General features: G+C 62.1%; 4 protein-coding genes. 1 reads left to right on the top strand and 3 read right to left on the bottom strand.

Annotation, left to right across the window (positions count from 1 at the left end; all coding sequences use genetic code 11):
- Positions 1–120 precede the first annotated feature (120 nt).
- Positions 121–2,535: a TonB-dependent siderophore receptor gene (locus BFL40_RS13840; RefSeq protein WP_408003956.1), complete on the top strand. Its 2,415-nt coding sequence runs from the start codon at positions 121–123 to the stop codon at positions 2,533–2,535.
- A 54-nt stretch (positions 2,536–2,589) separates the two neighbouring features.
- Here the strand turns inward: BFL40_RS13840 and BFL40_RS13835 are convergent, their stop codons facing one another.
- From BFL40_RS13835 to BFL40_RS13825, 3 genes are all read right to left on the bottom strand, one after another.
- Positions 2,590–3,552, bottom strand: a complete 963-nt coding sequence (locus tag BFL40_RS13835; RefSeq protein ID WP_071484522.1) for an alpha/beta hydrolase — start codon at positions 3,550–3,552, stop codon at positions 2,590–2,592.
- 84 nt (positions 3,553–3,636) lie between these two features.
- Positions 3,637–15,966 carry a non-ribosomal peptide synthase/polyketide synthase gene (locus BFL40_RS13830; protein WP_071484521.1) on the bottom strand — a complete coding sequence of 4,110 codons (12,330 nt, stop codon included), beginning with the start codon at positions 15,964–15,966 and terminating at the stop codon, positions 3,637–3,639.
- On the bottom strand, positions 15,966–22,039 hold a 6,074-nt coding region (locus tag BFL40_RS13825; RefSeq protein ID WP_071484520.1), incomplete at its 5' end, for a non-ribosomal peptide synthetase. The genes BFL40_RS13825 and BFL40_RS13830, both read right to left, overlap by 1 nt.

The following is a 22,039-nucleotide window of genomic DNA, read 5'->3' as shown; positions in this document are numbered from 1 at the left end:
TTTCATGAAGCTCGTGCGTCTAATTAAGAATCGCTAACAACTACACAACCCTTAAAACCAGTAAGAGTGAGCAACATGTCAGCAATTCCGGGGCTTCCACGTTTTACAAAGGCGCTGATCATGCGTCGCATGCTGGTACCGAGCTTCAGCGCAAGCGTATTCAGCATGGCGCTGGCGTTGCCGCTCAGTGCACAGGTACAGGCTCAGGAAACCGAGCTGAATATTCCAGCCCAGCCGCTGGCCGGTGCACTGCAGGCCCTGGGCAGCCAGTCCGGTATGCAGGTGCTATACAGCGTCGATGACGTGAAAGGTAAAAGCAGTCAGCCGGTGAACGGCCGACTAGCGCCTGCCCAGGCGTTGGCGCAGATGCTGGTGGGGACCGGCGTCACGTTTACCGTCCAAGGCAACACCGCCAATGTACGCGCCAGGGCGACGGGCGATTCTCTGGAACTGGACGCGACCAACATCAATGCCAGGGCGACGGAATCGGCCTACGGCCCGGTCGATGGCCTGGTTGCCACCCGCAGCGCCACCGGCACCAAGACGGATACACCGATCCTGGAAATTCCTCAGACGGTTAACGTGGTGACCGCCAAGCAAATCGAAACCCAGGGCGCCCGCAACCTGACCCAGGCCCTGCGTTATACCCCCGGCCTGAACACGGGCGGCTTCACCGATCGCAACGCGATTGCCGACGAAATCACCAGCCGAGGCTTCGCCCCTACCCAACTGTACCTGGACGGCGCCTACCTGCCTTACGCCGGCAGCCTCGGCGGCGCACCGCAAATCGACCCGTACACCCTGGAGCGCATCGAAGTGCTCAAAGGCCCGGCGTCGGTCTTGTTCGGACAAAACCAGCCGGGTGGCCTGATCAACATGGTGTCCAAACGGCCCACCACCGAGCAGCGCACCCAGGTCAAGATCGGTGCAGGCAGCTACAACCGCCTCAACGGCGCCATCGACACCAGCGGTCCGATCGATGACCAGAAAGAATTCAGCTACCGCGTGATCGCGGTGGGCAAAAAAGGCAACCAACAGGTCGACCACACCCACAGCGAACGCATGCTGCTGGCGCCAAGCCTGACCTGGGCACCGAACGACGACACCTCGCTGACCGTGTTGGCGCAGATCCAGCGTGACAATGGCCTGGAAGACTATCAGGCACTGCCGCGCATCGGTTCCCTGGAGCGTGGCCCCAACGGGCAGCGTATCGATCGCAACTTCTTCTCCGGCGACTCGAACTGGAACGACTACAAACGCGACCAGTTCGTGCTGGGCTACGACTTCACCCACAACTTCACCGAAAACCTCAAGTACCGCTCTACCGCGCGCTACACCGACGTGCGAGACGACTACAAAGGCTTTTACCTGCGCAGCTTCGTCACCACCGGTGGCGTCGTCGACCAGACCCAGGCCAATCGGGTAAAACTCGACTGGCGGCAGCACAACTCCGCCTACACCCTCGATAACAACCTGGAATACAAATTCAACACCGGCATCCTGGAACACACCACCCTGGTGGGCCTGGACTATCGCAACTTCAACCGCAAGTACACCGGCTACAACGCCTACAACGTGGCGCCCATCAACCTGTACGGCGCCAATAATAACTACGACACCAGCAGTGTGACCCCGGTGAGAGACACCAAGTGGGACAACACCGTGCGCCAGACCGGTGTGTACCTGCAAGACCAGATCAAACTGGACAAGTGGATCCTGACCATTGGCGGCCGCCACGACTGGGCCGAAGTGGAAAACAAGGACCTGCTGGCGAACACCATTACCGAGCAGCGTGACAAAAAGTTCACCGGCCGCGTGGGCCTGACCTATGTCACCGATTTCGGACTCGCACCTTACGTCAGCTACTCCGAATCCTTCCTGCCGACGGTGGGCACCACCGCACCCGAGCGTGGCGCCAAGGCTTTCTTGCCGGTCGAAGGCGAGCAATACGAAGTGGGCGTGAAGTACCAGCCGTTCGAGAAAACCCTGATCACCGCGTCGGTTTATCAGATCAAACAGAAAAACGTGCTGAGCAGCGACAACGACTACCCCCAGTACTCGACCCAACAGGGTCAGGTCCGCTCCCGCGGTGTTGAACTGGAAGTCAAATCCACCCTCGACAACGTTGACATCCTGGCCGCTGCGTCCTACCTCGATGCGTTCTACATCAAGAACAACTATGGCAACACCGGTAACCGCACCGAGCAGCAAGCACCGGTCTCCGGCTCGCTGTGGGTCGATTACCACTTCACCCAGGCCGTGCTCAATGGCCTGACCTTCGGCGCAGGCGCGCGCTACACCGGCCCGAAACCGGGTGATGCGGCCAACTCGTTTGAGGTTCCAGGCTTCGTCGTCTACGACACCACCATCAGCTACGACATGAGCAAAGTGTCGCCAAGCCTGCGTGGGGTACAAACTAGCCTGAACGTGCAGAACGTGTTTAACCGCGAATACGTCTCCCACTGCAACTACTCGTTCGGTTGCTACTACGGTCAGGAGCGTGTGGCGTCGGTGGACGTGACCTACGACTTCTAAACAACACCGCACACAAAAAAACCGGGCCATGCCCGGTTTTTTTGTATCTGCCACTCAGCCTGCCAGTGCCGTGCGTAACGCCAGGCTCAATTGGTCGTACACGCCATCGACATCCGGCACCACGCTCTGCAAGCGCAGGAAATCGTGAATCAGCCCTTCGTATTCGATCAGCTCCACCCTCACCCCCTCGGCCTGCAAACGCCGGGCATAGGCGCGGCCTTCATCCAGCAAAGGGTCATGCCCGGCCAATGCAATCAGGGCCGGGGCCATACCCTGGTAACGGGTGGCGAGCAACGGCGAGAAGCGCCAATCCAGCCGATCTGCCGGTTCGCGCGCGTAATGCCGGTAAAACCATTCCAGCGTGTCACTTTCCAGCAAATAGCCCTCGCCGAACAATTCGGTTGAAGGGCTGCGCGTGGACGCATCCGTCACCGGATAACACAGCAGTTGCCAACAGGGTTTGATCGCCAGTGCCGATGGCTCCAGGGCCGACTGCAACGCCAAGACTGTCGCCAGGGTCGCCCCGACGCTGTCACCACCGAACGCCACACGGGTAGCATCCAACCCTTCGCCACCGGCGTTGTGCGCCAGCCAGGCCAGGGCATCTGCGCCATCGTTCAGCGGCGTCGGGAACCGATGTTCCGGCGCCAAACGATACCCCACGGAAAGCACCGCACAGGGGGTTCTGGCACAGAATTCACGGCACACCCCGTCATGAGACTCCAGGCTGCCGACGACATAACCACCGCCATGGAAGTACACCAACACCGGCAACGTTTGCGTCACTGGCGTGGCGGGACGGTACAGACGCAGCTCCAGCGTGACTCCATCACGGGCAGTGAACGGGATCGACGCACACGAGACCTGCGCCGGCGCGCCCCAGCGCAACTGCAAGGTGGTGCGCTCGAATGCGTCCCGGGCCTGGGCCGGCGTTGACAGATGAAAGGGCCCAGGGCCATCTGCCTGGCTTTCTTGCGCCAGGTCGAGAAAGGCATTGAGTTCCGGATGCAGGGACATCGCAGGTTTCCTTATGAAAAAGCCACAGACGAAAGAGGAGCCGCAAGGGCCCCTCTTGGTATAACGATGGATCGACGGCAATACTTAAGCCGCTTGTGCAACGCAGTGTTCGATCAACGCCTCCAGCTCTGCCTGATACTCGCGCATCAATTGCTCGACCGTTTGCGCACGGTAGCGACGCGTGCTGAAAATGCAGCGCATCGACAGCCGTCCGTCATACACCTGCCCGACCACTTCCAGCCAGTTGCCAAGGGCGGCTTGCGGGCTATAACAACTGCCGTAGCTCTCTGCCGCCGGCACCAACATGGCCTTGTCATCGAAGCTCTGGTCGAACTGCCCCAGGTAGTTGAACGTGATACGCGCCTGCGGCGCCTGGCTCAGGGTGTCGGCGATAGTCCCGCCGCTCATGTGGCGCAATATCCCGTAGCCCAGGCCTTTGTTCGGCACTGCCGCCATCTGCCGTTGCACCGCCTTCACCGAGGTACCGAAAGCGCTGTCCAAACCTGGGGTCAGACGCACCGGGAACATACTGGTAAACCAACCCAGGCTACGGCTCAGGTCGATATCCTTGACCAGGTCTTCGCGGCCATGCCCCTCCAGCTGGACCATCACCGACGACTGCCCGCTCCAGCGACATAGCACGCGGCTCAGCGCTGCCAGCAACACATCGTTGATCTGCGTCTGGTAGACCGCCGGCACTTGCTTGAGCAACTGCTGGGTATGCGTTGGCGACAGGTTCAACAGCGCCACCGACTGGTGTTGCACCTGGTTCTTGCCACGCGGGTTATCGCACGGCAACTCAAGGCCCGGCTGGTCGATCTGCTCAAGCCACCAGGCTTGCTCCTGGGCCGGGAAGTTCTCGGCATAGGCTTGCAAACCCTCAGCCCAGGCCCGGTAGCTGCTGGTACGAATCGGCAGGTTCGGCACCTGTCCTTTGTCATAGGCCTCGTAAGCCGTCTGCAGATCCTGCAGCAGCAAGCGCCAGGACACCGTGTCGATCACTAGGTGATGAATGACCATCAACACCCGCACCTCACCATTGCCCAAGGTCACATGGGCGGTGCGCCACACCGGGCCGTTCTGCACATCCAGGCTGCGTTGCACCTGCTCGGCGTACAGCTCAAGCTCCGCTTCGTCCGCCACCTCGTGCTGCCACAACAGCGGTTCGCCAGCCCATTGCGCCTGCATGTCTGCCAGCGGTAAATAGTGCTGGTAGTGCTGGGCGCCGACCTGATTGAAGCGCAGGCGCAAGGCGTCGTGCTGCTGCAGCATGCTGCGCAGCGCCAACTCCAGCGCCGACAGGTTCAAGGCCTGACGGGCACGCAACATCAGCGCCTGATTGTAGTGATGCGGCTCGCTCATCTGCTGGTCGAACCACCACTGCTGGATCGGAATCAGGTTGAACTGCCCTTCGGCAGCCACCTGGGAGATGTCCTCGGTCCGAGCCGTAACGCTGCTTGAGCGCTGCTCGAAAATCGCCTCGATGGTCTGGCCACGCATCAGGTCGCGCAGCTTGAGGTCCATGTTCAATTCGGGATGGTTGCGGACCCGAGACACCACTTGCAGGCTCAAGATCGAGTCGCCGCCCAACTCAAAGAAGTTGTCGGTAATGCCCACCCGTTCCACTTGCAACACATCGGCCCAGACCTGCGCCAGCAATTGCTCGTCACGGGTACGACCGGGCACATACTCGGCGCCCTTGAACTCAGGTTCCGGCAAGGCCTGGCGGTCCAGTTTGCCATTGGGGGTAATGGGCATTGCCGCCAGGCAAATGATCTGTGCAGGCACCATGTAATCAGGCAACTGCGCACGCAGCTCAGTCTTGAGGCGATCACCCACGGCCACGCCCTGCGGCGTCACCACATAACCGATCAGTTGCTTACCCGATGCGCTGTCGCGGGCGATGACCAGCGCATCGCTGACATCGTCCAGCAGACGCAGGCTTGCCTCGATTTCTCCGAGCTCGATGCGGAAACCGCGCACCTTGATCTGGTGGTCGATACGCCCGACGTAGTCCAACACACCGTCGGCGCGTTGGCGCACCAGGTCGCCGCTGCGGTACAGGCGGTCGCCCGGCTGCCCGAACGGGTCCGGCACAAAGCGCTCGGCGCTCAGGTCCGGGCGACGATAGTAACCACGGGCGATACCCTGCCCACCGATGTACAACTCACCGGCCAGCCCAGGCGGCAACGGGTTGAGGTCTTCATCGAGAACGTACAAGGCGCGCTCGCCGACCGCCCGGCCAATCGGCGCATAGGCCGCTTCGCAACGGCTGCTCACCGGTACTTTCCACAGCATGGGCGTGACCACCGTTTCGGTCGGACCATAGCCGTTGGTAAAGAACTGTGGACGCAACGCCGCTTTTACCTGTTCGAACGTCTGGTCGGGTACCGCGTCGCCACCAAAGCAATACACCCGTACCGGCGGTGGCACCAATTGGCTGTGGGCAGCGTATTCGGCCAATTGCTTGAGGTAGGCCGGCGGGAAACAGGCAATGCTGATGCGCTGTTGATGCAAGGCCTCGAAGGTCTGCTCCGGTGTCCACAGGTTGGCGTCGCGGATCACCAGGGTACCGCCGCTCAACAAGGTGCTGAGCCAACGCTCATGGGCACCATCGAAAGCAAACGACATGAAATGCAGCTCACGGGTGTGCTCATCCATGTCATACAGCTCGGCAATGGCCTGGCAATGCATGCTCATCGGACCATGGGCCACGGCCACGCCTTTAGGCCGTCCGGTCGAACCCGAGGTGTAAATCAGGTAAGCCAGGTTAGCGCCGAGCAATCCGCTGACAGGCGGTTGGTCGCTATAGCCCCTGCCGTCGAATGCGTCGATAGCCAATTGCGCCAGGCCCGCGATCGCCGGCAAGCGCTGCTGGACGTGGCTGTGGGTCAGCAACAGCGCCATGGCCGAATCGTCCATCATGAACGCCAGGCGTTCCGGTGGATAATCAATGTCCAGCGGCACATAGGCCGACCCGCTCTTCATCACGGCCAAGAGCGCCACGACCATCTCCACGGAGCGCTCCAGGGCCACCCCGATCACCACTTCCGGCCCGGCGCCGAGTTCGATCAAGCGGTGGGCCAGGCGATTGGCGCGGCTTTCCAGCTCAGCGTAACTCAGCGACTGTTCGGCACACACCAACGCCGTGGCCTGCCCACGCGACTGCGCGTGGCGACCGATCAACGCCGGCAGCAACTGCGCGTGATAGCGTGCGTTCGGCGCCGCGCTCCACTGCTCGAAGGCTTGCCACTGTTCGGCACGCAGACGTTGAAGGTTGCCCAGCCGCTCCCGCGGCGCAACGATCATCGCTTCAAGGGTGTCTTCCATACTGCGGCGAATCAGTTCCACCGCTTCGACGCTGAACGCGTTGCGCAGGAACAGATACTCGATCGACAGTTGTTCGCCGAGGTTCACCGCCAGGTCCATCGGGAAGTTGGTGACGTCATGGTTACGCGACTCGCCGAAGCTCAGGCCGGTGCCCTGCTGCTCCCCCAGGCGCTCATCGATCGGGTAGTTTTCAAACACGATAATGCTGTCGAACAACCCCTGCCCGCCCAGGCCCGACCAGCGCTGGATATCCGCCAGCGGCGCATGGGCGTGCTCGCGGATGTCCATGTTGTAGGCCTGCAACTGGTGCAGCCATTGGTCCAGCGGCTGCTCGGGATCAAGCGTCTGGATCACCGGCAACGTATTGATGAACAGCCCCAGGATGTTGTCGGCGTTGGCCAATCCCGCCGGACGCCCTGCGACGGTGGCACCGAACACCACGGTGCTCTGCCCGGTAAAGCGCTGCAACAGCAACAGCCACGCCCCCTGGATCAACGTGTTAGGCGTGATTTGCAAGGTGCGGCAGGCCTGCTGCACGCGTGCGGTTTGCGCCGCGTCCCATCGCGAATACAGCGCTTGGTGCCCGGGTAAATCCTCGACATGCCGTGGGAACATCGCCTGATTGAGCGACGTCGCCTGCTCCAGTGGCGCCAGGCGGCCTCTCCAGAAATTTTCCAAAGCCCCCTGATCCTGGCGTTGCAGCCATTCAATGAATTCGCGATAACGGCCATTGCGCCCCTGGACCTGGCCATGGGCGTAAAACTGCATCACTTCACCGAACAACCGCGAACTGCTCCAGCCATCCATAAGGATGTGATGGCAGGTCCAGATCATCTGATAACGGTCGTCCTCAAGGCGCAACAGCAACACGCGTTGCAAGGGCGCACGGGTCAAGTCGAAACCTTGCAGGTAGTCCGCAGTCGCCCGTTCGCCGATGGCCTGCTCGCTGATGTCCTGGCCACGCCAGTCCTCGATCAACAGCGGCAAGCGAGCCTCACGGTGCACGATCTGTACCGGCGCGCTCAGGCCACCCTGCCAATGGAAGCTGGTGCGCAGGATGTCCTCGCGCTCGATCACCGATGCCCACGCCCGTGCAAAACGCTCGGTGTCCAACCCATGCACCGGCAGGCTGATCTGGTTGATGTACAGGCCGGAACTGTCGTCGGCCAGGGTGTGGAACAACATGCCGTCCTGCATCGGCGACAACGGGTAGATGTCTTGCACCTGGGCCACCGGCACCACAAGCGCGTCCAGTTGCGGCTGGTTCAGGCGGGCCAGTGGGAAGTCGGACGGTGTCAGGCCCTGATGCTCCTGGGCGCAGCAATGCTCGATCAAGTCCTGCAGGGCAACGGCGTAGGCATCGGCCAATTGCTGGACGGTGGCTTCGTCGAACACTTCGCGGCTGAAGGTCCAATCCAGGGACAATTGGCCGTTGAACACCCGACCGTCAATGCTCAGCCAGTTGCTCAATGCCACGTCGTCGCCATGCCCGTCACCGCTGCCTTCATCGCTGGGTACAAACAGCGCGTGCTCATCGAAGCTCTGGTCGAACTGCCCCAAATAGTTAAAGGTGATCCGAGCCTGGGCCAACGTTGCCAGGCGCGCCTGCACCTGTTGCGTACCGAGGTAACGCAACACCCCATAACCCAGCCCTTTGTTGGGTACCGCACGCAGTTGTTCCTTGATGCGTTTGAGCGAGTCACCGGGGTGCGCCGAGGGCGTGAGCACCACCGGGAACAGGCTGGTGAACCAGCCGACGGTACGGCTCAGGTCGACCCCGTCAAACAGGTCTTCGCGGCCATGGCCTTCCAGGTTTACCAGGCAAGCAGGTTGCGCCGTCCACTGGCAGATGACGCGCGCCAAGGCACTGAGCAACAGGTCATTGACCTGGGTGCGATAGGCCGCCGGTGCCTGTTTGAGCAAGCGCTGGGTCTGCTCGGCATCCAGCCGCGTGTTGACCCGCTGGCCATGCAACGCAGCCTGGCTGCCGTGCGGGCGTGCACGCGGCAACTCCGGCAGGCCCTGATCGAGTTGGCCGGTCCAATAAGTGAGTTCTGCGTCCAGCGCCTCGCTGTGGGCGTAGTCGTGCAACTGCTCGGCCCAGGCCTTGAAGGCCGTGGATTTTGCCGGCAGCGCCACCGGCTGGTGGGTGATCAACTGGCGGTAGGCAGTTTGCAGGTCTTCCAGCAGCACACGCCACGACACACCGTCGACAACCAAGTGGTGGATCGCCAGGTGCACGCGTGAAGTGCCGTCTTGCACGGCAATCAGGCTACAGCGCAACAACGGCCCCTGTTCCAGGTCCAGGCTGCGTTGCGCCTGGTTGGCGATGGCAATGATTTCGTCGGCGTTTTCAGCCTGGTGCTGCCAGATCAGCACGTCTGCAGTGTCGACGGACTGGTGACTGGCCTGCCAAGTGCCGTCACTGCCTTGCCGCCAGCGCAGGCGCAAAGCGTCGTGATGGGCCACCACACACGCAAGGGCCTGCTGTAAACGGTCGGCGTCCAGCGGCTCACGCGGGGTGAGCATCAGCGACTGGTTCCAGTGCTCGCGGTGCGCGATCTCATTGGCGAAAAACCAGTGCTGCATCGGCACCAGGTGACTGTCACCGGTGACCGGGCCCTGATCGATCGTTACCCCTTCATCAGCGCTGGCAACGCGGGCCAGGGCCTGGATGGTCTGGTTCAGGAACAAGTCCTTGGGGGTCAGGCCGATACCTTGCTGGCGCGCACGGCTGACCACTTGAATCGAATTGATCGAGTCGCCGCCCAGGGCAAAGAAGTTGTCGCCGGTACCGACGCGAGCCACCCCCAACACGCCTTGCCAGATCTGCACCAACGCCGCTTCGATGGCGTTGGCCGCTGCCACGAAGTCCTGCTGCACCTGCGCCACATCCGGCGTCGGCAAGGCCTTGCGGTCGAGCTTGCCGTTGGGGCTCAGGGGCATTTTTTCGAGCAGGGTCAGGTGCGACGGCACCATGTGCTCCGGCAGGGTCTGGCGCAAATGGGCAGCCAGCGCTTCGCGCAGCACCGGCCAGTCGCCGCCCATGCCGGTCGACGCGACGACGTAGCCGCTCAAGACTTTGCCACTGCGGCTGTCTTGCGCCACCACCACGGCCTCGCGCACCGCCGCATGTTCCACCAGGCGTGCCTCGATTTCCCCCAGTTCGATACGGAAACCACGGATTTTCACTTGGTGGTCAATTCGACCAATGTATTCGATCACCCCGTTGGCCCGGTAACGCGCCAAATCACCGGTGCGGTACAGCCGCTCGCCCGCCACGAATGGGCTGGCGACGAAGCGCTCGGCAGTCAGCTCCGGACGACGATGGTAACCCCGCGCCAGGCCCTGGCCACTCAGGTACAGCTCACCGTTGACGCCGCTCGGCACCGGGTTGAGCTCATCGTCGAGGATATAGGTCATCAGGTTGGCAATCGGCTCGCCGATCGGCACCGCATCACGCCCTTCGTCACGACAGGTCCAATGCGTCACGTCGATCGCCGCCTCGGTCGGGCCATACAGATTGAACAGCCCGGCACCCGGCAACTTGGCAAACACCTGTTGTTGAGCATCCACCGGCAACGCTTCGCCACTGCACACGATGCGTGTGAGCGAGGTGCAACGGCTGACCTGGCTATCCAGCAGGAAGGCTTGCAGCATCGACGGCACGAAATGCAGGGTGGTGATGTGTTCATGCTCAATCAGGCTGACCAGCTTCGCCGGATCGCGATGATCGCCGGGCGCGGCGACGACCAGGCGTACACCGGTCATCAGCGGCCAGAAAAACTCCCAGACCGACACATCAAAACTGAACGGGGTCTTTTGCAGCACGCTGTCGCCGGCACCGAGGCTGTAAGCCTGCTGCATCCAGCACAGACGGTTGGTCAGTGCGCCGTGGCTGTTGCCGGCCCCTTTGGGTTTACCGGTAGAGCCGGAGGTATAAATCACATACGCCAGGTTCTGCACGACCACCGTCGACACCGGGTTGCTCTGCGGTGCGTGCTGCAACCAAGCGTCGCCGTTGTCGAGGACCAGGGTGTGCACGCGCGCCGGGATCGGCAGGGTTGCCACCAGCGCCTGTTGGGTCAGCAACCAATCGATAGCGCTGTCGTCGATCATGTAGGCCAGGCGCTCGGCAGGATACTCCGGGTCCAGCGGCACATAGGCTCCGCCCGCCTTGAGGATCGCCAGCAACCCAATCACCATGTCCAGGCTGCGGTGTACCGAAATGCCCACCAGCACATCCGGGCCGACGCCACGTTCGATCAAGGCATGCGCCAGTCTGTTGGCACGGGCGTTAAGCTGGGCGTAGGTCAGTGACTGGCCCTCGAACACCAGCGCGACGGCATCGGGTTCACGTTCCACCTGCGCTTCGATCAAGCGATGCACCGGCTGGTGATTGGGGTAGTCGGCGAAGGTGTGATTCCAATCGTCCACGATAACCCGGCGTTGCACCGAATCGAGCATCGGCAATTGCGCGATGCGCTGGGTCGGGTTGGCGACGATGGCGCGCAGCAGGTTCAACCAGTGCTCGCCCAGGCGCACGATGGTGGCCGGTTCAAACAGGTCGGTGGCGTAGGACAGTGCGGCACTGAGGCCGTCGTCGTATTCGAAGGTGTCCAGGCTCAGGTCGAACTGGGCAGTGCCCGACTCCCAGGTCAGTTGCTCCAGGTTCAGCCCCGGCAGTGACTTGACCTCAGCACGGCCCTCGCTGGCATGGTTGAACATCACTTGGAACAGCGGTGTGTGGCTCAAGTCACGCACCGGCGCCAGCAACTCCACCAGTTGCTCGAACGGCAGGTCCTGATGCGCCTGTGCCTCCAGCGCGCGCTGCTTGACCTGACTGAGTAGCTGGTCAAAACGCACACCACCTTCAATGTCGGCCTTGAGGACCTGGGTGTTGACGAAGAACCCCAGCAGGCCTTCGGTTTCCGTACGGTTACGGTTGGCAACCGGCACACCGACACGGATGTCGTTCTGCCCGCTGTAGCGATGCAACAACGTCTGCAAGCTGGCCAGCAACAGCATGAACAGCGTGCTGTGTTGCTGCTGAGCCAGGCGCTTGAGGCCATCGACCAGCGAGGGCTCGAGGACGACCGGCAGGCGTGCCCCGCGGTAGCTTTGCTGGGCGGGTCGCGGATGATCGGTGGGCAGTTCGAGGATCGGTTGTTCGCCGCCCAGTTGCGCTGTCCAGTAGGCCAACTGACGTTGTTGCTCACCCGCCGCCAGCCATTGGCGCTGCCAGTGGCCGTAATCGGCGTACTGGATCGGCAACACCGGCAATGCCACGGATTGGCCCCCGCTGAAACCACGGTACAGCTGCATCAGGTCATCGACCATGACACGCATCGACCAGGCATCGGACACGATATGGTGCTGGGTCAGGATCAGCACGTGATCATCCGCCGCCAGTTGCAGCAACTTGACCCGCAGCAACGGCCCGCGCTGCAAATCGAAAAGCTGGCGGGTCTCGGCTTCGATCAAGCCACGCAGGTGGCCTTCATCCTGCGCGGACACTGCGGTTTCGTAGCGGATAGCAACCGGGGTCGGCGCATCAATCAATTGCACGGGCCGCTCAGCGTCCAGCACAAACCGGGTGCGAAGGGATTCGTGACGCTCCACCAGCGCGTCGAAGCTCTGTTGCAACGCGGCGCGGTCCAGGTCGCCACGCAGGCGCAGGGCCGCAGGGATATGGTAGGCGCTGCTGGTGGGTTCCAATTGCCACAGGAACCATTGGCGTTGCTGAGCGAATGACAGCTCCAGCGTTTGTTCGCGGGAAATGCGCGGAATCACCGCTGCATCGCCCGTTGCTGCCGCGCTCATCGCCTCGACGAACGCCTGCAACGTGTTGTGGGCAAACAACAGGCGCAACGGCACCTGAAGCTGCAAGCGCTGACGAATCCGCGACACCACTTGGGTCGCCAGCAATGAGTGGCCGCCCAGTTCGAAGAAGTTGTCACTGAGGCCAACCTGCGGCACGTTCAGCACCTCGGCCCAGATCGCCGCGACCGCCTGCTGTTCAGGCGTCTGTGGGGCAACATAGGTTTTCTGCCACTGGCTGGCATCCGGCGCCGGCAGTTGCTTGCGGTCCAGCTTGCCATTGGGCGTCAGCGGGAAACGCGCGAGCAGCACCATGTGCCCCGGCACCATGTAGTCCGGCAGGTTGACCTTCAACTGCGCATTGAGACGCTCGCGCAGTTGCCCCTGCCCTTCGGCGTCGAGGCTGTCCAGGTCGACGCTCGGCACCACATACGCCACCAGCGCCTGACCTCCCGGGGCGTCCTGAGCCAATACTGCCGCCTCGCGCACCGCATCCTGTTCCAGCAGACGCGCTTCGATTTCACCCAACTCAATGCGGAAACCACGGATTTTGACCTGATGGTCGATCCGGCCCAGGTATTCGATGATGCCGTCGGCGCGCCGACGCACCAAGTCACCGGTGCGATACAGCCGCTCGCCGGCCGTGGAAAACGGATGGGCAACGAAGCGCTCGGCGGTCAACGCCGGACGCTGGAAATAACCCCGCGCCAGGCCTTCACCGCCGATCAACAACTCACCGGCCACACCGTAGGGCACCGGCATCAGATCGGCGCCGACGATATACAGCGAAGTGTTTGCGATCGGGCCACCCAACCACGGCTGCGCGGACTGCCCATGCAGTTGGTGCAACGCCGACCAAATGGTGGTTTCCGTCGGACCATAGAGGTTCCAGACCTCACCGCCCAGGGCCAGCATGCGCACCGCCAGCTCCTGAGGCAAGGCTTCGCCGCCACACAGACACTTGCAGCCGCGCAGGGCCTGGGCATTTTCGTTATCGAGCAGCATGCGCCAAGTGGAAGGCGTCGCCTGGACCACATTGACCTGTTCGGCCTCGATCAACGCCAGTACCGCGTAAGGGTCCTGCGCTACTTCCTGGCCCGTCAAGACGATGCAAGCCCCGACCATCAGCGGTACATAGACTTCCAGGCCGAAAATATCGAACGAAAATGTCGTCAACGACAGCGCCCGATCCTGGCGGCTCATCCCTGGCGCCTCGGCCATGCTCGCGACAAAATTGGTCAGCGCAGCATGCCGCACCATGACCCCTTTGGGCTGGCCGGTGGAGCCGGAGGTGTAAATCGCGTAGGCCAGGTGTTCAGGGTCCAGCGCCTGCGACTGGTCATCACTGGCAAAACCGGCCAGCCAGTCACCCGGCTGATCCAGCACCAGCGCCTGGACACCGTCCGGCACCGGCAATTGATTGAGCAGCACCGCCTGGGTCAGCAGCAGCTCGATGCCGCTGTCTTCGATCATGTAGGCCAGGCGGTCCTGGGGGAACGCCGGGTCCAGGGGCAGATACGCACCGCCTGCCTTGAGAATTGCCAACAGCCCGATCAGCATCTGCGGGCTGCGCTCTACGGCGATGCCCACCAGCACATCAGCGCCCACACCCAGGCTGCGCAGTTTTGCCGCCAACTGATTGGCCTGGGCATTGAGTTGGCCGTAGCTCAAACGCTGGCCGTCGATGACCAATGCCGCTGCATCCGGGGTCCGCGCCGCCTGGGCTTCGAACAGTTGATGGACAAACCCGGCCTCAGGCATCGGCGCCGCAGTGTGGTTCCAGTCGTTGAGTTGCGCCTGGCGCTCGGTTGCGTCGAACAGCGGCAGCTCACCAATGCGTTGCGTCGGGTCGGCAACAATCCCTCGCAGCAGGTTTTGCCAGTGCCCGGCCATCCGCGTGACGCTGTCCACACCGAACAAGTCGGTGGCGTAAATCAGCGCTGCCGACAAACCGCCCGGATGCTCCACGGTCTCCAGGGTCAAATCAAACTGGGCGCTGTGGGTGTCCCAGCGCAACCCCTCGACCTTCAAGGCACCCACCGGCCCGTCACCGGCCTCGCCTTGGGTGCGGTGGTTGAACATCACTTGAAACAGCGGGCTGTGGCTCAGGTTGCGTTCCGGTTGCAGGGCTTCGACCAATTGCTCGAACGGCAGATCCTGGTGGGCCTGGGCGTCCAATGCGGTCTGCTTGACCTGTTGCAACAGGGTTCTGAATGCATCCTGGGCCTGTACGTCGCCCTTGAGCACCTGGGTATTGACGAAAAAGCCGATCAGTCGCTCGGTTTCAACCCGATTGCGGTTGGCCGTCGGCACACCGACCCGAATATCCGTCTGCCCGCTGTAGCGATGCAGCAAGGCCTGATACGACGCCAGCAGGATCATGAACAGGCTGACCCCTTCGCGCTGGGCCATGTGCTTGAGTTGCCCTGCCAGCTCGGCATCGAGGTTCAGCGCCAGCCGCGCGCCGCGATAACTCATCACGGCAGGCCGCGCAAAGTCGGTGGGCAGCTCAAGTACCGGCTGCCGGCCGGCCAGTTGCACGGTCCAATACGCCAACTGACGCTCGCGTTCGCCCGCCTCCATCCAATGCCGCTGCCAGATGGCATAGTCGCTGTACTGGATCGGCAGCGCCGGCAGTTCCAGCTCAAGGCCCTGGCTGAAGGCCGCGTAGCCCTTGACCAACTCTTCGACCATCACCTGCATCGACCAGCCATCGGAAACGATGTGGTGCAAGGTCACGATCAGCACATGGTCATCCGCGGCCAACTGCAACAGCCGCGTGCGCAATAAAGGCCCCTGTTGCAGGTCGAACAGCTGGCGAGTCTCGTCTTCAATCAGATGCCGCAGTTGTGTTTCATCCGGCATCTGCGCAAGTGGTTGCGCCTGCAACGGCACGGGTGCCGCTGCGTGCACCTGCTGCTGCGTCTGCTCCCCACGCGTCACAAAAGTGGTGCGCAGGCTCTCATGACGCGCCACCAGCGCATCGAAACTGCGTTGCAAGGCGCCGATGTCCAGCGGCCCGCGCAAGCGCAAGGCCGTAGGCATGTGATACGCCGCACTCTCAGGGTCCAGCTGCCACAGGAACCACTGGCGTTCCTGGGCGAAAGACAGCGACAACGTGTCGAACTCGGCACTGACAGGCGGAATCGGCAGGTTCGCCGGGGAAACGTCCTCTTCGAGCATTTTCTGCAGGTACAGACGACGTTTTTCCAGCGGCAGCGTTATGAAGCGCCTGGCAATACGTTGTGCGACAGCGGTGTCCATCAAACCTCCTCAAATTCATCGAGCAGCGCTTCAAGCTTGCTCAATTTCGACGTACTCATGTGTTCGCTGGTCGGTGCCAGTTGCGCGACAAACGCGCCCAGCACCGGGAATTGGAATAGCAGTTGGGGCGTCAATTTCAGGCCCAGTTCGAGTTGCAGGCGCGAGACCACATTCACCACCAGCAGCGAATGCCCGCCCAGTTCGAAGAAGTCGTCACCCAGCCCGACCTGCTCAAGCTTGAGCACGTCCTGCCAGATCGCCGCGACCTTGCACTCCAGGTCGCTGACGGGAGCCTGGTAGGCCGAATGCAATGGGCGACTGTCGGGTGCGGGCAAGGCCTTGCGATCGAGTTTGCCGTTGGGCGTAAGCGGCAGTTGATCGATAAATACCAGGTGCGTCGGCACCATAAAGTCCGGCACCTGCTCGGCCAGTCGGCGCTTGAGCTGTTCACCGAGGAAGGCCTGGGCCGAGGCGTCGAGCGTGCGGTCCTGGCTGACCAGCCAGGCCACCAGGCTCGCACCGCTCGCGGCTTCCTGGGCGAGTACCACCACCTCACGCACCTCAGTGTCGGCCAGCAAGCGCGCCTCTATTTCGCCCAACTCGATACGCAAGCCGCGAATCTTCACTTGGTGGTCGATACGGCCGATGTACTCGATCACGCCGTGCTCGGCATAGCGCACCAGATCGCCAGTGCGGTACAGGCGACCGGCGCCAGCGGCGTCGAACGGATCAGGAATGAAGCGCTCGGCGGTCAGCGCCGGACGCTGGTGGTAGCCGCGCGCCAAGGAGTCGCCTGCGATGTACAACTCGCCGATCACACCCATCGCGCAAGGTTGCAACCCACCGTCCAGCACATAGGTGCGCACATTGTTGATCGGGCGGCCGATGGCGATGATCCGCGCATCGTCATCCACGGCACGATCCACCCCGTGGCTGCTGGTATCAATCGTGGCCTCGGTGGGGCCGTAAAGGTTATGCAACTTACCGTCGAAAACCGCCATCACTTGACGTGACAGGTGCGCGCTGAGCGCCTCGCCGCCACACAGCAACAGACGCAAGGAAGCCAGTTGCTCGCGAGTGGCCAGGGGCAGCAGCGCTTGCAACAGCGAAGGCGCCATTTGCAGCACGCTGATACGCCAGCGCGCCACTTGCGCCCACAGCGTGGTCAGGTCGAGGTTGAGTTGCGGCGCCGCCAGCACCAACTGCGCGCCGCTCATCAACGGCAGCCAGAACTCCCAGACCGAGGCGTCGAAACTGATGGCGGTCTTTTGCAGGACCCGGTCACCGGCGTGCAGTTGCAGCGTGTCTTGCATCCACTGCATGTGATTGCTCAGCGCGCCATGACGAATCGTTACGCCTTTGGGTTTGCCGGTGGAGCCGGAGGTGTAGATCACATACGCAAGGTTGTTGGCGTCGAGTCTCGGTGCAGGTTCAAGCGCGCTGTGGTCGTCGAAACGGTTATGCGGCTGATCCAACAACAGGCTGGTCACGTTGACAGTGCCAAAGCGTGGCAGCACCGCGCTTTCAGTCAACAACAAGGCAATGCCGCTGTCTTGCACCATGTACATCAGGCGGTCCTGGGGATACGCCGGGTCCAACGGTACATACGCGCCGCCGGCCTTGAGGATCGCCAACAAGCCAACGACCATCTGCGCGCTGCGAGACATGGATAGCCCCACCAGCACATCCGGGCCAACACCCCGCTCGATCAACGCATGGGCCAGGCGATTGGCGCGGGCGTTGAGCTGGGCGTAGGTCAGGGATTCTTCATCCGTGCACACGGCCAGCGCATCCGGCGTGCGGCGTGCCTGGGACTCGATCCACTGGTGGACGTGGCGCGGATCTGCGGCCTGCACGGCTGTGGCATTCCACTCGCGCAACAGTGCACGCGGGGCATCGCCCAACAGATCGATATCACCCAGGCAGCCGTCGACAGCAAGCGTCACCATTTGCGCAAGCACGTACGCCAGCTGTTCAGCCAGGCGCTCGATGGTGTGTGTAGGGAAGGCAGCATGGGCATAAGTGAAGTGCAGGCTCAGGGTGTCATTGAGATTAACGGCCAGGGTCAACGGGAAATTAGTCTGTTCCTGATTACCGACGGTGCCGAAACTCAAACCTGACGGTGCTTGGGCCTGCAAGGCCTCGGACAGCGGGTAGTTTTCGAACACCAGCAAGGTGTCGAACAACCCTTCGCCGCCCTGCCCGGCCCAGCGCTGGATCTCGAACAGCGGCGTGTGTTCGTGCTCGCGCAACGCAACGTTCTGGGCCTGGATCTGATGCAATAAGCCGCTGACCGATTGCTCCGGACGTGGGCTGGCAATGACCGGCAAGGTATTGATGAAGAGCCCGATCTGCTGCTCGACATCCTTGAGTTCGCTCGGCCGTCCCGACACGGTGGCACCGAAGGCCACGGTGTCATGCCCGGTGTGGTGCTGCAGCAGCATCAGCCATGCGGCCTGGACCACCGTGTTGAATGTCACTTTCTGCCGCCGGGCGAACTCGCCCAGGTCCTGGGTCTGCTGCGCGGTGAGCCAGTGATAATGGTTGGCGTGGCTGTCGGCAAACGCTTCCTGTGGGCCGGTGAAACGGGGGTCGGCCAATCGGGTCGGCGTTTCGAGTGCTTGCAGTTGTTCGCGCCAGAAGGTCTCGCTGGCCTCGGCATCGCGCCCTTGGAGCCAGGCGATATAGTCACGATAGCGCCCAGCGTGGCGCGGTAGCACCTGACCGTCGTAGCGTTGCAGCACTTCGCCGAGCAACTGCGAATTGCTCCAGCCATCCATCAGAATGTGGTGGTGGGTGTAGATCCAGTGGTAACGCTGTGCACCGGTTTTGACCAATACCAGACGCAGCAACGGCGCGCGCGTCAGGTCGAAACCCTGTTCGCGTTCGCTGCTCGCCAGGTCTACCAATGCCTGGGCCACATCACCGCGCGTGCTCCAATCGAGTGTGCGAAATGGCACACGTGCTTGTTTGTGCACAACCTGCACCGGACGCTCGCAACCCTCCCAGACAAAACTGCTGCGCAGAATGTCATGGGCATCGACCGCCGCCTGCCAGGCTGCCTCGAAACGTTGTGGATCAAGGCCATCGATATCCAGGCCCATCTGATTGATGTAGTGGCCGCTGCCCTGCTCGTACAAACTGTGGAACAACATGCCCTGCTGCATCGGCGCCAGTGGGTAGATGTCATCCACCGCGCGCGCCACCAGCGGCAACCCATCGAGTTGCGCCTGGGTGAAGCCGGCCAGGGCGAAGTCAGAAGGCGTCAGCCCCTGGCTGAGCGGGTCGCAGCAATGGGCGATCAGCAAGCCCAGCTCGGTCGCATAGTCGTCAGCCAAGTGCTGGATGGTCGCCGGTTCGAACTGTTCATCACTGAAGGTCCACCCCAGGCTCAATGCACCGTCAAACACCCGCCCGTTCAGGGTCAGCCAATTGCCCAGGGTGGTCAGCGGACTTTGCTCGTCACCGGCACTTTCGCTGGCCGGGTTGAACAACGCGCCCTGCGCCTTATCGAAACTGGCGTCGAACTGCCCCAGGTAGTTGAAGGTAATACGTGGCACCGGCAGCGCCTGTAAGGCGGCTCGGCTGGCGTCGTCGCCGAGAAAGCGCAACGCGCCAAAACCAACGCCTTTATCGGGTATCGCGCGCAGCCCTTGCTTGATCGACTTGATCGAATCCCCAAGCGCTGCGCCAGGCGACAACTTCACCGGGAACAGGCTGGTGAACCAGCCCACAGTGCGGGTCAGGTCGATGTTCGCCAACAGCTCTTCACGGCCATGACCTTCCAGTTGGATCAGCGTGCTGGCATGCCCGGTCCAGCGGCAGATCACACGCGCCAGTGCGGTCAGCAACAGGTCATTGACCTGAGTGCGGTAGGCGGCCGGTGCCTCTTGGAGCAGTTGCCGGGTCAGGTGTTTATCCAGGCGCGTGTGCACGGTGAGCGCCTGTCGGTTCTGCGCAGTGGCCTCAGGGTTCAGGCACGGCAGATCCGCCGGAACGTCGTGCAGTTGCGCTTGCCAATAAGCCAACTGCTGCTGCAACTCGGTGCTGCGCGCATGCGCTTGCAGCTGTTGTGCATAGGCCTTGACCGAGCTGGTCTTGGCGGGCAATTGCACGGTTTTCCCGGCGAGCGACTGGTGATAAGCGGTTTGAAGGTCGTCGAACAAAATCCGCCAGGACACACCATCCACCGCCAGGTGATGGATCACCAGCAACAAGCGTTGGCTACCGTCACTCAAGGTGGCCAGGACCCCGCGCAACAATGGACCGTCGCGCAAATCAAGGCTGCGTTGCGCCTGGTTGGCCAATGTTTCCAGAGCCGCGGCGTCGGCGACTTCACGCACCCACAGCAATCCTTCCGCAGGCTGAACCGCCACTTCGCGGTGGCTGGCGCGCCATCCTTCAGCGGTCTCGCTGAACGACAGCCGCAAGCTGTCGTGGTGCACCACCAGCGCCTGTAATGCTTGCTCCACCCTTGCGCCTTGCAATGGCGCAGACGGGGTCAGCAGCACCGACTGGTTGTAATGATGACGCTCAGGAATGGCGTCGGCGAAGAACGCCTGGTGGATCGGCAGCAGCAACGCCTCGCCTTGCACCGGCGCCTGGTCGATCACGCGTTGCTCGGCACCGGTTTGTGCAACGGTTGCCAGCGCTTGGACGGTCTGGTGTTGGAACAGGTCCTTGGGTGTAAAGCGGATACCGGCCTGACGGGCACGACTGACCACTTGAATCGAGACGATCGAGTCGCCACCCAATTCGAAGAAGTTATCGGTAAGGCCTACGCGCTCCAGCTTCAAGACGTCCTGCCAGACATTGGCAATCTGCTGTTCCAGCTCGCTGTGGGGCGCCACATAAGCCTGCTGCACCTGACTTGCATCTGGCTGCGGCAACGCCTTGCGGTCGAGTTTGCCGTTGGCGGTCAACGGCCATTCGGTGAGGAACAACAGGTGCGTCGGCACCATGTAGTCCGGCAAGTCGGCCTTGAGTTGCGCCTTGATGTGTTCTCTCAAGTCGTCTTCGTGACCTGGAGCCGCGATGACATAGCCGACCAATTGCTGGCCACTTGGGCCATCCTGAGCTAATACCAAAGCTTCGCGCACGACAGCCAGGGCATTCAGGCGCGCTTCGATTTCACCCAGTTCAATTCGGAAACCACGGATTTTCACCTGATGGTCAATACGGCCGACATACTCGATCACCCCGTCGCTGCGGTACTGCGCCAGGTCACCGGTGCGGTACAGGCGTGCGCCGCTTTCGCCGAACGGATCGGGAATAAAGCGCAGCGCAGTCAGGTCGCCACGATTCAAATAGCCCCGCGCCAGACCCGCACGACCGACGTACAACTCGCCGATGCAGCCTTTGGCGACCGGGTTCAGTTCGCCGTCGAGCACATACCAGGACAAGTCGGGAATCGGTTCGCCGATGGGGCTGTTGGCGTCCTGTTCCAGGTCCGCAATCGACAACGGACGGTAGGTCACGTGCACCGTGGTCTCGGTGATGCCGTACATGTTGATCAGTTGCGGCGCACTGTCGCCAAAGCGTTCGAACCACGGGCGCAGGCTCTTCACGTCCAGCGCTTCGCCGCCGAACACCACATGGCGCAAGGCGTTGCTGCGGCTATCGGTACACGCGACGTGCATCAATTGCTTGAACGCCGACGGGGTCTGGTTGAGCACCGTGACCCCGCTGTCGCACAGTAATTCCAGGAAGTCCTGGGGCGAGCGGCTGACGTCGTACGGCACGATCAGCAGTTCACCGCCGTGCAGCAGCGCGCCGAAAACTTCCCAGACCGAGAAGTCGAACGCGTAGGAATGGAACAGGCTCCAGACGTCCCGCTCGCCAAAACCGAACCAGGCGTCGGTGGCGGCGAACAGGCGCAGGATATTGCTGTGGGGCAGCAATGTGCCCTTGGGTTTGCCGGTGGAACCGGAGGTGTAAATCACGTAGGCCAGGTTCGACGGCTGCATCGACACTTGCGGGTCGCTGTCGGCAAACGCACTCATATCCGCGTCCAGCAGCAGGGTTTGCACGCCCGGCGGCACCGGCAATTTTCCGGCCAATGAGGCCTGGCTCA

It is taken from the genome of Pseudomonas costantinii (genome assembly GCF_001870435.1).
Taxonomy (GTDB): Bacteria; Pseudomonadota; Gammaproteobacteria; order Pseudomonadales; family Pseudomonadaceae; genus Aquipseudomonas; species Aquipseudomonas costantinii.
The sequence above is the reverse complement of the archived record's forward strand: the minus strand, read 5'-3'. Positions and strand labels throughout refer to the sequence as shown.

Bases quoted from the DNA above. Each gene is read 5' to 3' on its own strand.
- BFL40_RS13840 (WP_408003956.1), top strand. From the start codon at position 121: ATGCGTCGCATGCTGGTACCGAGCTTCAGCGCAAGCGTATTCAGCATG.
- BFL40_RS13835 (WP_071484522.1), bottom strand. From the start codon at position 3,552: ATGTCCCTGCATCCGGAACTCAATGCCTTTCTCGACCTGGCGCAAGAA.
- BFL40_RS13830 (WP_071484521.1), bottom strand. From the start codon at position 15,966: ATGGACACCGCTGTCGCACAACGTATTGCCAGGCGCTTCATAACGCTG.